This window comes from Nonomuraea corallina (assembly GCF_027620315.1).
GTDB classification, from domain to species: domain Bacteria; phylum Actinomycetota; class Actinomycetes; order Streptosporangiales; family Streptosporangiaceae; genus Nonomuraea; species Nonomuraea corallina.
Genome location: NZ_JAPNNL010000188.1, coordinates 1 through 14,083 on the forward strand (window position 1 = coordinate 1; position 14,083 = coordinate 14,083).

At 73.9% G+C, this 14,083-nt stretch carries 16 protein-coding genes; 7 read left to right on the forward strand and 9 right to left on the reverse strand.

Annotated features, from left to right (window positions below):
- From OUY22_RS31225 to OUY22_RS31240, 4 genes are all read left to right on the forward strand, one after another.
- A partial coding sequence (locus OUY22_RS31225; protein WP_270158830.1) for a substrate-binding domain-containing protein occupies positions 1 to 336 on the forward strand: 336 nt, incomplete at its 5' end.
- A gap of 30 nt (positions 337 to 366) precedes the next feature.
- Complete coding sequence (locus OUY22_RS31230; protein WP_270158831.1) at positions 367 to 909, forward strand: hypothetical protein; 543 nt, start codon at positions 367 to 369, stop codon at positions 907 to 909.
- 78 nt (positions 910 to 987) lie between these two features.
- On the forward strand, positions 988 to 1,815 hold the full coding sequence (locus OUY22_RS31235) for a bifunctional 5,10-methylenetetrahydrofolate dehydrogenase/5,10-methenyltetrahydrofolate cyclohydrolase (RefSeq protein WP_270158832.1): 828 nt from the start codon (positions 988 to 990) through the stop codon (positions 1,813 to 1,815).
- A 22-nt stretch (positions 1,816 to 1,837) separates the two neighbouring features.
- A complete protein-coding gene (locus tag OUY22_RS31240; protein ID WP_270158833.1) occupies positions 1,838 to 2,518 on the forward strand; it encodes a type 1 glutamine amidotransferase in 681 nt (226 codons plus the stop codon).
- Between the two features lie 81 nt (positions 2,519 to 2,599).
- On the opposite strand, the gene OUY22_RS31245 is transcribed toward OUY22_RS31240, so the two are convergent.
- From OUY22_RS31245 to OUY22_RS31255, 3 genes are all read right to left on the reverse strand, one after another.
- Positions 2,600 to 3,340 carry a sulfite exporter TauE/SafE family protein gene (locus OUY22_RS31245; RefSeq protein WP_270158834.1) on the reverse strand — a complete coding sequence of 247 codons (741 nt, stop codon included), beginning with the start codon at positions 3,338 to 3,340 and terminating at the stop codon, positions 2,600 to 2,602.
- A 93-nt stretch (positions 3,341 to 3,433) separates the two neighbouring features.
- The gene (locus tag OUY22_RS31250) at positions 3,434 to 4,729 is read right to left on the reverse strand and encodes an FAD-dependent oxidoreductase (protein WP_270158835.1); all 1,296 of its coding nucleotides are present in this window, start codon (positions 4,727 to 4,729) and stop codon (positions 3,434 to 3,436) included.
- A 38-nt stretch (positions 4,730 to 4,767) separates the two neighbouring features.
- A complete protein-coding gene (locus OUY22_RS31255; RefSeq protein WP_270158836.1) occupies positions 4,768 to 6,000 on the reverse strand; it encodes an alpha/beta hydrolase in 1,233 nt (410 codons plus the stop codon).
- An 86-nt stretch (positions 6,001 to 6,086) separates the two neighbouring features.
- On the opposite strand from OUY22_RS31255, the gene OUY22_RS31260 reads away from it, so the two are divergent.
- Positions 6,087 to 6,746, forward strand: a complete 660-nt coding sequence (locus tag OUY22_RS31260) for an endonuclease V (RefSeq protein WP_270158837.1) — start codon at positions 6,087 to 6,089, stop codon at positions 6,744 to 6,746.
- Between the two features lie 6 nt (positions 6,747 to 6,752).
- Here OUY22_RS31260 and OUY22_RS31265 read toward each other — a convergent pair whose 3' ends face one another.
- Positions 6,753 to 7,124, reverse strand: coding sequence for a hypothetical protein (locus OUY22_RS31265; protein ID WP_270158838.1), 372 nt, complete (start codon positions 7,122 to 7,124; stop codon positions 6,753 to 6,755).
- 125 nt (positions 7,125 to 7,249) lie between these two features.
- Positions 7,250 to 7,726 carry a DUF6968 family protein gene (locus OUY22_RS31270; RefSeq protein ID WP_270158840.1) on the reverse strand — a complete coding sequence of 159 codons (477 nt, stop codon included), beginning with the start codon at positions 7,724 to 7,726 and terminating at the stop codon, positions 7,250 to 7,252.
- Positions 7,727 to 7,794: 68 nt separating this feature from the next.
- Between OUY22_RS31270 and pyrF the strand changes: the two genes are divergently transcribed.
- Both pyrF and OUY22_RS31280 read left to right on the forward strand, forming a co-directional pair.
- Entirely contained in the window at positions 7,795 to 8,601 is an 807-nt protein-coding gene (gene pyrF, locus OUY22_RS31275; protein ID WP_270158842.1) for an orotidine-5'-phosphate decarboxylase, read from the forward strand.
- A 203-nt stretch (positions 8,602 to 8,804) separates the two neighbouring features.
- Positions 8,805 to 10,445, forward strand: coding sequence for an OmpA family protein (locus tag OUY22_RS31280; RefSeq protein ID WP_270158843.1), 1,641 nt, complete (start codon positions 8,805 to 8,807; stop codon positions 10,443 to 10,445).
- A gap of 292 nt (positions 10,446 to 10,737) precedes the next feature.
- Here OUY22_RS31280 and bla read toward each other — a convergent pair whose 3' ends face one another.
- The 4 genes from bla to OUY22_RS31300 form a co-directional block, all read right to left on the reverse strand.
- Positions 10,738 to 11,643 carry a class A beta-lactamase gene (bla, locus tag OUY22_RS31285; RefSeq protein WP_270158844.1) on the reverse strand — a complete coding sequence of 302 codons (906 nt, stop codon included), beginning with the start codon at positions 11,641 to 11,643 and terminating at the stop codon, positions 10,738 to 10,740.
- 141 nt (positions 11,644 to 11,784) lie between these two features.
- Positions 11,785 to 12,012, reverse strand: a complete 228-nt coding sequence (locus OUY22_RS31290; protein WP_270158845.1) for a hypothetical protein — start codon at positions 12,010 to 12,012, stop codon at positions 11,785 to 11,787.
- Between the two features lie 61 nt (positions 12,013 to 12,073).
- On the reverse strand, positions 12,074 to 12,958 hold the full coding sequence (gene rbsK / locus OUY22_RS31295; RefSeq protein ID WP_270158846.1) for a ribokinase: 885 nt from the start codon (positions 12,956 to 12,958) through the stop codon (positions 12,074 to 12,076).
- On the reverse strand, positions 12,955 to 14,083 hold a 1,129-nt coding region (locus OUY22_RS31300; protein ID WP_270158847.1), incomplete at its 5' end, for an ADP-ribosylglycohydrolase family protein. The genes rbsK and OUY22_RS31300, both read right to left, overlap by 4 nt.

Here is a 14,083-nt window from a genome sequence, read left to right on the forward strand (position 1 = left end):
GCCGCCGCCGGGCAGCAGGCCGCGGAGAAGCTGCTCGCCCAGGACGCGCCGCCGGACGCGCTGTTCTGCGCCAACGACCTGCTCGCGCTGGGGGCGCTGCGGGGGCTGCTGCAGGCGGGGGTGCGGGTGCCGGAGGACGTGTCGCTCATCGGGTACGACGACATCGACTTCGCCTCGGCCTCGGCCGTCTCGCTCAGCTCCATCAGGCAGCCGACCTACCAGCTCGGGCGGACGGCGACCGAGCTGCTGCTGGACGAATGCGACAATCCCGGCACGCACGCCCATCAGCAGATCATGTTCCAGCCTGATCTCGTGGTACGGGAATCCACCAGGTAGCTTGGCACTAACCGAACAACGGGATGATCTATGACAAACGGTGTTCGTCATGTGCTCGGGCTCGTCGCCGGACTGATCCTGCCGCCGTTGATCCTCCTCGCGCTGCTGTACGGGACGGCCGAGTTCACGCTCTCCGCCCAGCGCTTCTTCGCCGTCTCCTGGACGGCGCTCGGGGTGCTGCTGGCCGCGGCGGCCGGGCTGGCGGTCCTGGCCGCCTCGCGGCTGTCGCCGCTGGCGTCGCTGCTGGGCGGGCTGCAGTACACCGTGCTGGGGCTGCTGCCGGTCCTGGAGCTGACCGGGCTGCGCATCCTGCCGCGCGATTGGCTGCCCCGGCCCCTGTCCGCCGGGTACATGAACCTGGGCTATCTGGGGTTCCTGCTGCTTCTCGGCGTGCTGCTGCTGGTGGCATCGGCCTTCCCCGCGCGCTGGCGCGGGCGGCCGGCGCCGAGTGCTCCGTACCATCCGGGCACCTCCTCCGGCCCTCAGCCGCACCTCGACCAGCAGCCCCCCGACCCGTACGCCCGCGAGCCCTGGCGCGGTGACGACGTCACCCGCCCCATGCGCCGCGACTGACCCGCCACCCGCCGGCCTGGCAGAATGCCCGCAGGCGCGAGCCGAACGGGTGACGGCGCCGACGGGGGGAGGGGGCGCGTGCGGAAACTGATCGGCAAGGAGCTGGCGGAGGCGATCAGGACGCAGACCGCCGCCGAGGTGGCGGCCGGGCCGCGGCCGCGGCTGGCCGTGGTGGTGGCGACCGGCGACGAGGCGAGCCTGTGGTACGTGCGCTCGATCGCCAAGGCGGCGGCCGGGGTGGGCATCGCGGCCGACATCGTGGACCTCGGCCCCGCCGCGCGCCCCGAGCAGATCCGCGAGAGCCTCGTCAGGTTGAGCGCCGACACCGGCGTGCACGGCCTGATGCTGCAGACGCCGCTGCCGCCGGGCGCCTCCGCGCAGGAGCTGGCCGGGGCCATCGACCCGCGCAAGGACGTCGACGGCGCCAGCCCGCTCTCCCTGGGCAGGCTGGCCGCCGGGCTGCCCGCGTTCGTCCCGGCCACCGCCGCCGCCGTGATGGCGCTGCTCGACCACCACGGCGTCGAGCTGGCCGGCAGGCGGGCGGTGGTGGTGGGCCGGTCCGCCGTCGTCGGCAAGCCGCTGGCCCACCTGCTGCTCGACCGGCACGCCACGGTCACGGTGTGCCACTCGCGCACCCGGGACCTGGCGTCCGTCACCGCCACCGCCGACGTGCTGGTCGCGGCGGTGGGCCGGGCGGGGCTGATCGGCGCGGGCCACGTGGCGCCCGGCGCGGTCGTCGTCGACGTCGGCACCAACCCGACCGGCGACGGCGGCCTGACCGGCGACGTCGACGCCGCGGCGGTGTCGGCCAGGGCCGGGGCGCTCACCCCGGTGCCGGGGGGCGTCGGCCCGGTGACCACCGCCCTGCTGCTGCGCCACACCGCCAGGGCGGCGAACCTCCCGTGAAACCGATCATCAAGGAAGTGCCGTGACCCGTGACGTCCTGGTGGTGCAGAACAGCCGGAGCGGCGGCCCCGGCCGGCTCGGCGGCTGGCTGGAGGAGGCCGGGCTGCGGCTGGACGTGGTGCACGCCTACGACGGCCGGCCGATGCCCCACCGGCTGGAGCACGACGCGCTGATCGTGCTGGGCGGCGGCTACCTCCCGGGCGACGACCACCGCGCGCCCTGGCTCGCGCCGACCCGCAAGCTCGTGGCCGAGGCGCTGGCCGGGGAGGTGCCGCTGTTCGGCGTCTGCCTGGGCGGGCAGATGATCGCCGAGGTGGCGGGCGGGGAGGTGACCGCCGACGCCGGCGCGCCCGAGAACGGCAGCCTGCCGGTCACCATCCGGCCGGAGGCGGCCGGCGACCCGCTCTTCCGCGGCCTGCCCCCGGTGGTCCCCGCCGTCGAGCACCACGTCGACGCGATCACCGCGCTGCCGCCGGGCGCGGTGTGGCTGGCGGAGACCGAGAGCTGCCCCTACCAGGCGTTCCGGGTGGGCGACCGGGCGTGGGGCGTGCAGTTCCATCCGGAGGTGCTGCCGGCCCGGATCCGGGAGTGGCGGGCGATCGGGTTCGACCCGGACGAGCTGTACGCGCGGGCGGTGGCCGACGAGCCGGTCTCGACGCCGATCTGGCGGCAGGTCGCACTCCGCTTCGCCGCCCTGGTCTGACGCCGCCCTCGTTCGACGCCGCCGTACCGCCCGCGGCCAGGTCGGCCGGAGTGAGTGCCCGCTACCCGGGGGCGCCGAGGGTCAGCCGGTGTACGCGTCGTAGCCGAGTTTGACCGCGACGGCGAGGCCGCAGGCGGCGGCGAGGTAGCGCAGGCTCTGGCCGGGAAGGCGACGGGCGATCTTGGGCCCGAACCAGCCGCCCAGCAGGAAGCCCAGGGCCAGCGGGACCGCCGCGCCCCAGTCGACCGGGCCGAACAGCGCGAAGCCGGTGGCGGCGACCGCGTTCGCCATTCCGGACAGCACGTTCTTCAGGGCGTTCAGCTTGGCCGGGGTGCCCTCCAGCATCGACGACAGCACCGCGAGCATGAGGATGCCGCCCGCCGCCCCGAAGTAGCCGACGTAGATCGCGACGGCGAACAGCGCGCCGCGCATGAGCGGCCCGCGCTCGCTGTGCCGCTCGCCCCGGGGCGGCCTGATCAGCAGCAGCGACGCCAGCCCGATCAGCCACGGGGCGATCTGCTCGAACGTCTCCGACGGGGTGACCAGCAGCAGGAGCGCGCCCGTGGCCCCGCCGAGCATGGTCAGCCAGCCCAGCCGGAGCACCCGCGGCCCCTGGCCGGCCAGTTCGGGCCGCGAGCCGAAGGCCGCGCCGAGCCCGGTGAACAGCAGGGCGACCGTGTTGGTGACGTTCGCGGAGAGCGGTGACAGGCCGAACGCGAGCAGCGCGGGGTACGACACGATCGACGCCAGGCTCACCACGGTGCTCACCACTCCGGCGAACGCGCCGACCGCGAGCAGGCCGAGCACCTCTCCCACGATCACCCGGACATGCTAGGCGGCCTCCCCCGCCTGCCGGCGACGCCCTGCGGCTGCGCCGTCCCGCCCGGCCGTGATCCGCCGTACAGCGGTGACCGTTCAGCGGCGGCGCGCCGTACGGGCGAGTCCCGCCGCCAGGAGGGCGGCGGCCAGCCCGGCGGCGGCGACCCAGCGGCGCTGGCGGGCGACCCGGCGCTCCACCTCGGAGTACGGGGTCGTGGAGAACGAGACCAGCTCGTAGCGGGAGGCGTACCGGCCGGGCAGCGCCCGCTCCAGCGCGTGCTCCAGCCGCTTGCCCGCGAGGAACAGCCGGGAGCCGACCTTGTCGCGCATCTCCACGAAGTTCTCCAGCGCCAGGCGGGCGATCACGTCGGTGTCGGTCTTGCGCCGCTCGAACAGCGCCAGCGCCGCGGCGAAGTCGTCGCCCGTCTCGTCCAGGCACCGGTCGAGCTCGACGCAGTCCTCGAAGCCGCAGTTGGCGCCCTGGCCGTAGAAGGGGACGATGGCGTGCGCGGCGTCGCCGATCAGCCCCACCGTCACCTCGCCGGTGGTCACGTGCCAGGGGGTGCAGCGCATGGTCACCAGGTGGCCGACCGGGTTGGCCTGATAGTCCTCGACCAGGCCCGGCATGAGCTGGAACGCGTCCGGATACTGGGCGGCGAAGCGGGCCCTGACGCGCTGCGGCGTGTCGAGCGCGGCCAGGTCCTCGTGCGGCCAGAACAGGGTGCAGGTGAACGACCGGTCGGGGTTGGGCAGGGCGATCATCATGGCGCGTCCGCGCGGCCAGATGTGCAGCGCCCCCGGCTCCATGGCGTAGGCGCCGTCCCTGGGCGGGATGGTCAGCTCCTTGTAGCCGTAGTCGAGGTACTCCTGGCTGAAGCCGACGCCCGGCAGCGCCCGCAACCGGCTCCGGACCGCGCTGTACGCGCCGTCGGCGCCGATCACCACCCGCGCGCGGGCGGTGCCGCCCGAGCCGAACCGCAGCTCGCCGGTCCGCTCGTCCAGCCCGGTCAGCCGGTGCTCGAAACGCACCCGCACGCCCGGCAGGGCGGCGGCGGCGAGCAGGATCCGGTTCAGCTCGGCGCGGCCGATGGAGTTGATCGCCTGCCCCCGGTCGGCGCTGTAGGGCTGGAAGGTGAGCTCTCCGTCGAGCGCGTGCATCATCCGGCCCGGCATCGGGATCGCCGCCTTGAGCACCTCGCCGTCCAGCCCCAGCCGGCGCAGCGCGTCGATGCCCCGCTCCGAGATCGCCAGGTTGATCGACCGGCCGCGTTCCGCTCCGGCCGGCCTCGGGTCGGGGCGGCGCTCGTACAGCGTGACCTGGTGGCCACGGCGGGCGAGGAAACAGGCGAGCAGGCAGCCGACGAGGCCCGCGCCGACGATCGTGACCTCCATGTCTCCTTCGTACGGGCGAGCCGGCCCGATGTCCAGAGCTAGCCGAGCGCTTCCACGACGGCCTGGGCGGTGGCCGCCCAGATGGGGGTACGGGGATCGATGACGGCGAAGTGGTCGCCCACCATCTCCAGATAGGTCACCTCGTCGCCGGCGTTCGCCGCGGCCCGCGCGTATCTGCGGCCGAAGTCCACCAGGTCCGGGTCGTCCCCGGAGCCCTGGACGACGAGCTGCCGTACCTTGATCGGCACGCGCACCAGCGGCGACGCCCCGCCGTACGCGCGCTCGGCCGCGGCCCGCGCCGGGCCGGGGGTCTCGTCCCAGGTGGCGGCGCCGAGCGCGGCGGCCACGGCGCCCGCGCCGACCCAACGCCTGTCGCCTTCGACGAGGTCGAGCACCCCGGCCAGGGACACCGCCAGCACGACCGGGGCGCCGTCGGCGGCGGCGCGCAGCGCGAGCTGGCCTCCGGCCGAGTGCCCTGCGATCGCCACCCGCCCCAGGTCGAGCGGCGCGTCGAGCCGGGCCAGCGCCTCCACGCCGGCGGCCACGTCGGCGGTGGTGGCGTCCCAGCCGTGCAGGTCGGGGCGGCGGTACTCGAGGTTCCACACGGCGAGCCCGCGCCGGGCCAGGTCGGCGCAGAGCGCCTCCATCAGGTCGGCGCCCCAGATCGACCGCCAGTACCCGCCGTGCACCAGCACCACCACGGGCCGGGGTGCCCCGGTCGATCCGTCCGCCGGCCCGTCCGGGGCCGCCGGGGTCCCGCCGCGCCTTCGCGGCAGCGCCGAGCCGTCCGCGCCCGCGGCGCTCTGATCGGGGGCGCCCAGGTACAGGTGCCCCCACTGGTCGCGGTGCGGTCCGTACGGGATGCGGATGTGGGGGTGTCTGAGGCGGTGGACCGCGTGGCGGATGGCCCAGCGGAGGCCGGCGAGGCCCCGGCCGTGGATGTGGGTGGCGTCCTCGGCCACCTCGGCGCCGTCCGCGCGCCAGAGGTCCAGCCAGGTGACCGGTCCCAGCGGCTCGGCCATCAGCGCCCGCAGGTCGCCGGGCCCCGGCAGGATGACGACCGCGTGGCCGCTCAAATTGTGCCGCTCACCCTGGCCGCCGCCGGTCCCCGGGTGCCTGCGGCGGATGCGGGAGCGCACGTCGGCCGGGTCGCGAACGTGCGTGATGACCCCGCGCACGTCGAGGGAAAGGAACTCGCGTTCGGCGATCTCGCCGAGGAGGGCCTCGTCTGCGGCCAGTCCGGGGCCGATCAGCACCAGGACATCACTCATGACTTCCGACACTATAGAAGTTTCGCCATCTGGGCCTTTGCTTAACCTTGTATCGGTATGGGAGACGCACGGCGTACGTTGACCTGATGCGCGTCGACCTTCCTCATCCCTGGCCGGAGAGCGTCGCCGAGGCGGAGGTGATCCAGGAGCGGCTCCGGCCCCGCGTCGAGCTGACCGGCCCGGCCGACTTCGCCACGGTGGCGGGCCTGGATGTGCACTACCACGGCGACGACGCGCTGTCCGCGGCCGTGGTGGTGCTGGACGCGGCCACGCTGTCGGTGGTGGAGCAGGTGGTGACGCACGGTCAGGCGGCGTTCCCGTACGTTCCCGGGCTGTTCGCCTTCCGCGAGCTGCCCGCCCTGGTGGAGGCGCTGCGCCGGCTCACGGTCACGCCGGACCTGCTGGTCTGCGACGGGTACGGGCTCGCGCACCCGCGCGGGTTCGGGCTGGCCTGCCACGTGGGCGTGCTGACCGGGCTGCCCGCGCTGGGCGTCGGCAAGACCCCGTTCGTCGGCGCGTACGAGCAGCCGCGGCAGGAACGCGGGGCGTGGACGCCCCTCGTGCTCGACGGAGCGGTGGCGGGACGCGCCGTGCGCACCCGTGACGGCGTCAAGCCGGTGTTCGTCTCGCAGGGCCACCGCCTCACCCTGGACACGGCCACCGACCAGGTGCTGCGGCTGACGCCCCGCCACCGGCTGCCCGAGCCGATCCGCCGCGCCGACCACCTGGCCAGGCACGGCGGATGACGGAGGCTACGGGCGCCAGGACCAGAGCACGAGCCACACACTGAGCCCGAACAGCGTCACGCCCAGCGGGACATGCACCAGCACCTCGCCGGAACCGCCCAGCATGGACTGGACGAACCCGAGCAGCAGCGTCACCAGGCCTACCAGCGCCGGCCAGCCGGCGCCGCGTCCGGGCCGCCACAGCAGGACCGCCGCGACGAGCAGGATCAGGCCGAGCACGTGGACGGCCCCTGCGCCCGCCCCGTGCATGCCGGCTCCCGCGCCCCTGATCATCTGCCCCGCCGTCACGGCCTGGAAGAACACTGCCGCCGCGTTGAGCAGGGCCGCAGCCCGGAACGCCATCAGATATCCGTTGCCTCGCGCGACCTCGGTGACCACTGTTTCTCCTTCGACCTCGTAGGCTCACCAGGATCGCGGCCGGCCCGCCGGGGGACATCCGCCGCCGGTCGTCATCGCGACTACACCAGGAGTCGTAGCGGGTGACCGCAAGCCGGTCGCGGGGCCTACAGCCGCATCTCCGCGGGCATCAGGGTCTCGGCGTCGGTCAGCTCGACGCCCAGCAGTTCGCCGCCTCCGCCGAACTCGAGCACGACCTCGCCGGCGACCACCTGACGCGCCGCCTCCCCCGCCAAGATTTCATGCTTCATCGATATATACGCAACGTTGTGGTAGCGGTCCCACCGGGTGTAGACGGTGCAGGGCCGCCCGCCGCCCTCGTCCTCCTCTCCGGCGAGAAGCCCCTCCTTGGCCTCGTGCGAGCCCGCCAGAGCGGCGCGCACCATGCCCATCGCCAGCTCCACTGCCTGCAAGGAGTCGGTTCCCGTGGCCTTGCGCTCGTGGTCCCAGCCGGCCAGCCCGTCGATCCGGTACGGGCAGGACCAGTCGCCCTCGGGCTCCACGTACGGCATGCCGATCGCGGCGATCACCTCCCGCGGCGGCTCGGTGCGCAACGTCAGCGTGCGTCGAGCGATCTCGTACATGTTCGTCGCTTTACCCGGAGCGCCCGCTCCGGAAGACTGCCCATGCGACTTCACGAAGGGGGCGTGCGATGACCGAGTCGTTCGGGACACGGTTACGAGCCAGGCTCGACAAGTACGGACCGCTCTGCGCAGGGCTCGACCCGAGCCCCGAGCTGCTGCACGCCTGGGGGCTGGACGACTCCCCGGCCGGCCTTGAGCGCTTCAGCCGGGGCATGGTCGACGCGGTGAGCGACCTGGTCGCCGTGATCAAACCGCAGTCGGCCTTCTACGAGCGGTGGGGCAGCCGCGGCGTCGCGGTGCTGGAGCGGACCATCGCCGACCTGCGCGACGCCGGCCCGCTGGTGCTGCTCGACGTCAAGCGCGGCGACGTCGGCAGCACGATGGCCGCCTACGCGGAGGCCTACCTGGACCGGGGCAGCCCGCTGGCCGCCGACGCGGTCACGCTCAGCCCTTATCTGGGGTTCGGCAGCCTCGCGGGCGCGATCACCTCGGCGCTGGCCAGCGACGCGGGCGTGTTCGTGCTCGCCCGCACCTCCAACCCCGAGGCGGCGCGCCTTCAGGAGGCGGTGGCCGGCGAGATCTACGAAGGGGTGCGGGCGGCCAACGCAGGCCACGACCCCCTCGGCTCGGTGGGGGTGGTGGTGGGCGCTACGGTGGCCGACCCGGGCTACCCGCTCGACCGGCTCAACGGGCCGATCCTGGCGCCGGGGCTGGGCGCCCAGGGGGCGACGCCGGCCGACGTCGGGCGGCTGTTCGCCGGGGTGCGGCACGCGGTGCTGCCGTCGGTCTCCCGGTCCCTGCTGGCGGACCAGTCAGGGTTGCGGGCGCGTACGGAGCGTTACCGCGACGAGTGCCTCCTGCATCTGTCGCGCTGACCCCGGGTGGCCATCGACCCATGAGAGCGGGTGATCTCCCTACCCGGCCGGGGCGGCTCCTTGAGCCTGGTGGCCCGCTCCGTGGCGCCGCGTCCTGATCCGTCTCGGCGGGAGGCGGCGCCGATCCGGGGGCCCGTGCCGGCGACTGCAGCAAACTGGCCGAAAAGCCGCTTATCAGAGATCGTTCTCTATAGAGTTCGCAGATGACTGACACCCCTGTGGCCGATGACATCAGTGGGAAGTCACGTCCGCTGAGACTCACCGCCGCCGCGTGCGCCCTGGTCCTGTCGACGTCCTGCGGTGTGCTGCCTCAGCCGGAACACGCCTCCTCTCCGGCGGCGAACGCGCCGGCCTCCACTCCGGCCGGGCCCGGCACGCCCCAGCCCGCGCGGGACCCGGCCACCCCTGCCGCGTCCGCGAGCCCCTCCTCCAGCGATCCGCATGCCGACGCCCGCGAACCCCTCGCCGGCGCCCTCGCCACCCACGCGGAGGACGGCAGGCGCACCGTCCGGGCCGACCTCGTCGGGCTCAACCGGATCGGCGACCATGTCGCGGTCCAGGTGCGTCTCACCGAAACGGGCGAACGCTCCATGTACGTGTGGCACCACGTCTGGGACCGCATGGCGACCAGGCGCGACAGGGGCGACATGGCGTCCGGCCTCGGCATCATCGACGCCGCCGCCGGCCGCCTGCTCATGCCGTCGGCCACGCCTGACGGCGGCTGCGCCTGCACCGTGGAGGACGACTTCGACAGGCCGTGGCTCGAACCGGGCGAGCCCCGCACCTTCTTCGCCCTGGTGCCCGCGCCTTCCGGCGGCGCCACCTCGGCGACCGTGTACACCCCGTTCGCCCCGCCCTTCATCAACGTCCCCATCAGCGACGACCCGCCGCAACCGCCGCCCGGCCAGCGCATCCCGGACCCGGCCACAGCCCAGCTGACGCCGCTCTCCTATCCGATGGAACTGCCCTCGGCCAGCCTGGACAACAGCATGGAGACGACCACGGACGATCAGCGGGTGCGCATCAACCTCTCCTCCGACGTGCTCTTCAAGATGAACAAGGCGGACCTGTCCGCGAGGGCGCGCGACGTGCTCAAGCGCACCGCGGGCCAGATCGACGCGTCGGACGCCGCCGAGGTCGCGATCGACGGCCACGCGGACTCGACCGGCACCGACGCCGTCAACCAGCCGCTCTCCGAACGCAGGGCCGAGACCGTGCGCGAGGAGCTCGCGTCGCTGGTCACCCGGGAAGGGGTGACGTTCCGTGCGCGGGGCCACGGTTCCGCGCAGCCGCTGTACTCCAACGACGACGCGGACGGCCGGCGCAAGAACCGCCGGGTGACGGTCAGCTTCGACCGGCCCGCGACCCTGACCGCGCCTTCCCCGAGCGGCACGCCGAGCCCCGTCGAGTCGGGGCGACCCGGCGGGAGCAGCGGCACGAACGTCAAGGGACAGCCCTTCACGGTCGAGGTCGACCCCATCCGCGTCATCGGCGGGGGGATCGGCCTCATGGTCTTCAGGACCACCAACAACGGCATCAAGAAGACCTGGCTGCACGACCTCAATGATCGCCCGCCGACCCTGCCGGGCAGGGGCGGCAGGGGCGGCCCCACGAACGTCGACGTGGTGGACCCCGTGGGCAAGACCCTCCACGGGGCCGCGGTCGTCTACAGCCGGCAAGGCTCCCGGGGCTATTGCCTGTGCACCTCCACCAAGTACAGGAGCGATCATCTCGCGCAGGAGACCAAGGAGCACTGGGCCGTCGTCAGCCTGCCGCGGGACGCGTCGAGCGTGCGGGTCCGGGTGGCGCAGTTCCCGCCCCTGGCCGACGTGCCGGTCATCTAGCCCGCCGGGCGGCGACCAAGGGAGACGTATCAGAATGCGTCTGCCTGGTGAGCGTCGTCTTCGCGGCAGGCGCTTCCTCGCCTCGGCGAGGGCGATCGCCGTCGCCGTCGCGGAGGCGGCGGCCGCCTCGACCAGCACCGGCAGCAGCTCGGCCGCGGCCGGATGCAGTGGTCCCGCGAAGCGCAGACCTGCCACAGCCCCCGCCTCCCGTTCGCAAGACCCGCCGTCTTGCCTCGCCCGGTGCTCGGGCTGTCTCGCGCACGTCTCGCCGAAGCGCTTTTCATGCGGCCGGTTACAACCTGCCGAGGGCCTTGGCCAGCGCGGTCGCGGCGGAGGCGATCACCTTGTCGTCGTGCGGGGTGTCGTCGTCGTTGCGGTTGGTGAAGACCGACAGGATGATCGGCGCGTTCGATCCGGGTGTCCAGACGATCGCGAGGTCGTTGGCGGTGCCGTGGTTGCTCGCGCCGCCGGTGCCGGTCTTGTCGCCGACCGTCCAGCCCTCGGGAAGTCCCGCCTTGATCCGGTTGGCGCCGGTGAGGCTGGCCTTCAGCCAGCCGACCAGCCGCGCCCGATCCTGAGCATGGAGGGTCTTGCCCGTGGTCAGCTCGGCGAAGGTCCGGGCGGCCGCGGCGGGGGTGGTGGTGTCGCGCTTCTCGCCGGGCGACCACTGGGTGAGCGTGGGCTCCGTACGGTCCAGGCGGCTGGTCCGGTCACCGGTGGCGCGGAAGAACCGGGTGAGGCCGGGCGGCCCGCCGATCTGCTTCAGCAGGGTGTTGCCCGCGAAGCCGTCCGATTTGGTGATCCCGGCGCGGCACAGTTGTGCGGGTGTCATCCCGGTGTCGGTGTATTCGGTGGTCTCCGGGGAGTTTCCGGTCAGCTCGGCCATGTCGGCGGGCTTCCAGCGGATCACCTTGTCCATCAGCCCTGGGGCACTGGTGCGTGCCTTGTGCAGCACCGCCGCGCACGCGAACACCTTGAAGCTGGAGTTGAACGGGAAGCGCTCGCCGGCCCGATAACCAACAGTCTTGCCGGTCGCCAGGTCGATGCCGACCGCGCCGATCCGCCCGTCATAGGCCTTCTCGAGCTCCCGCAGCGTCTTGTCCAGCCCGGAGCCGGTGGCGGCGCCCGCCCCAGGCGCGAGGCCGCCCAGCAGCACGGCGATGGCCGATGTCAGGATCCCGAGTCGCAGTCGTGTCATGCCGAGAAGGAGATCAGAAACTCGCCGGGTCCGTCCAATAGTGATATCGGGCTGGGTTTCATACCGGGGTGGATATCGTCGGCGCACGTGGCTGCTCCGCCGCCTGTGTCAGGTCATCCAACGCCCGGTACGGCCCTTCTCTCAGCCGGTGGGGCCGACGTCGGGGCGTTCCTCGTCGCCTTGGGTGCGGCCCCGCTCCTCGGGGCGTTCCTCCTCAGGGCGTTCCGGCTCGTCGCGGGCCTCGGGCGGGTCCGCGGGGATGGGGCGGCGGGACTTCTCGGTGCTCGCGCCGGACCGCTCGGCCACCACGTCGCTCTCGGCTCCCAGGCCGTCCTTCGCGGGGGGCAGGTCGTCGGGGTTCTCACTCATGCCTCCCCCGTGCCCCCGCGTCACGGTTCGATGCGGGCGGACCCGAATCCGCTGGGGCCGGTCAGCCGAGCGCGGCGTCGATCTCGGCGCGGAGCGGCATCGAGGTGGAGGCCCCCTCCCGCCGCACCGACAGCGCCGCCGCGGCCGCGGCGAAGCGGAGCGCGTCCGGCATGGGCCGTCCTTCGGCGCGGGCCACGGCGAGCGCTCCGGCGAACGTGTCACCCGCCGCCGTGGTGTCGACCGCCTGGACCGGCACGGCGGGCACGTGCAGCCGCTCTCCCGGGCGCGACCCGTACAGCGCGCCCTCGGAGCCCAGGGTGATGACCGCCTCCTCGACCCGTTCGAGCAGCTTGTCCAGGGCGGCGCCGGGGTCGGCGGCGCCGGTGATGCCGGCGGCCTCGTGCTCGTTGGGCAGCAGCAGGGTGACCGCGTCGATCAGGTCGTCCGGCAGCGGCTGCGCGGGGGCGGGAGTGAGGACGACCGGCACGCCGGCCTCGCGGGCGGCGCGGGCGGCGGCGGTGACGGCCGGCATCGGCAGCTCCAGTTGGAGCAGCAGCGCCTGTGAGGCGGCGATGAGGTCGCGCTCGGCGGCGGTGGGGCCGGTGACGGTGCCGTTCGCGCCGGGGACAACGATGATCGAGTTGCCGCCCTGGTCGTCGACCACGATGTGCGCGATGCCGCTCGCGCCGGGCGCCCGGCGCAGCAGGGTCACGTCGACCCCGGCGCCCGCGAGCGTGTCGCGCAGCTCGGCGCCGAACGCGTCCGCGCCGACCGCGCCGAGGAACGTCACCCGGCCGCCCGCGCGGGCGGCGGCGACGGCCTGGTTGGCGCCCTTGCCGCCGGGCACGGTGCGGAAGTCGCGCCCGGTCACGGTCTCGCCCAGGCGGGGGGCGCGGGCGGTGTAGGCGACCAGGTCCATGTTGGCGCTGCCGAAGACGGTGATCACGGGTGCGTCAGCTCCTGGGTGCGGCGGGCCAGCTCCTTCAGCCCGATGCCGTCGAACCCGGTCAGGCTGCTGGCCAGACTGTCACGCAACGCCCACCGGTCGGGGACGCCGCCGTTGAGCGCGCCGGCGACGGAGCCCGCGGTGGCGCCGGCGGAGTCGGTGTCCCAGCCTCCGGCGACGGCTCCGGCGACGGTCGCGGTGAAGTCGCCGCGGCCGTGCACGAGGGCGGCGGCGATCAGCGCGGCGTTGTTGACCGCGTGCACCCAGTGCAGGCCGCCGTGCCGCTCGTGCAGCAGGTCGACGACGCGCTCGAAGTCGGCCTCGCGGGCGGCGTCCTCGGCCGCCCGCCGGACGGCGCGGTGCAGCCGGGAGCCGGGCGGCACCACCGACAGCCCCGCCTCGACGACCTCCTCGGCGGAGCCGGCGACCAGCGAGGAGGCGCACATGGCGGCCGCGAACATGGCGCCGTAGAGGCCGTTGGCGGTGTGGGTGAGCCGGGCGTCGCGCCAGGCGTGCTCGGCGGCGGTGCCGGGATCGCCCGGGTTGGTCCACCCGTACACGTCGGCCCTGATCAGCGCGCCGATCCACTCCCTGAACGGGTTGCGGCGGGTGGCCGTCCGCGGGGGCTCGACGCCGTCGAGCAGGTTGCGGTACGCGACGCGCTCGGCGGTGAACGTGCGCCCGGCGGGCAGCTCGTCGAGCCAGACCCGGGCCACGTCGTCGGTGGTGAAGCCGCGGCCGTGCCGTTCGAGCACGGTCAGGGCGAGCAGCGGGTAGTTGAGGTCGTCGTCCTCGGGGATGCCGTCGATGTTCTCGGCCAGGGAGTCGACGGCGCTGCGCCGGTTCCACGGCCACCGCGCCGCCACCTCGGGCGGCAGCCCTTCTGCGGTGAACCAGCCGCGGATCGGCCAGTTGCCGGTGGCCTCGGCGAGCTCCCTGATGCCCGTACGCGGGATCTTCTCGACCGGTTTGCCCAGCACGCACCCGGCGGCGCGGCCCTGCCAGGCGCCCAGCACCCGGCCGGGGTCGGCGGCGACGCCGCGCGAGGGCCGCGGCCAGCCGGGGCAGGCGGCGACGATCGCGGCCAGCTCCGAGGGCTCGTCCAGCGGCGACGGGAGATCGGCC

Coding starts and splice junctions, on each gene's coding strand:
- OUY22_RS31290 (WP_270158845.1), bottom strand. CDS start 12,012: ATGAGTGAGAACCCCGACGACCTGCCCCCCGCGAAGGACGGCCTGGGA.
- bla (WP_270158844.1), bottom strand. CDS start 11,643: ATGACACGACTGCGACTCGGGATCCTGACATCGGCCATCGCCGTGCTG.
- OUY22_RS31260 (WP_270158837.1), top strand. CDS start 6,087: ATGCGCGTCGACCTTCCTCATCCCTGGCCGGAGAGCGTCGCCGAGGCG.
- OUY22_RS31250 (WP_270158835.1), bottom strand. CDS start 4,729: ATGGAGGTCACGATCGTCGGCGCGGGCCTCGTCGGCTGCCTGCTCGCC.
- OUY22_RS31255 (WP_270158836.1), bottom strand. CDS start 6,000: ATGAGTGATGTCCTGGTGCTGATCGGCCCCGGACTGGCCGCAGACGAG.
- OUY22_RS31280 (WP_270158843.1), top strand. CDS start 8,805: ATGACTGACACCCCTGTGGCCGATGACATCAGTGGGAAGTCACGTCCG.
- OUY22_RS31230 (WP_270158831.1), top strand. CDS start 367: ATGACAAACGGTGTTCGTCATGTGCTCGGGCTCGTCGCCGGACTGATC.
- OUY22_RS31270 (WP_270158840.1), bottom strand. CDS start 7,726: ATGTACGAGATCGCTCGACGCACGCTGACGTTGCGCACCGAGCCGCCG.
- pyrF (WP_270158842.1), top strand. CDS start 7,795: ATGACCGAGTCGTTCGGGACACGGTTACGAGCCAGGCTCGACAAGTAC.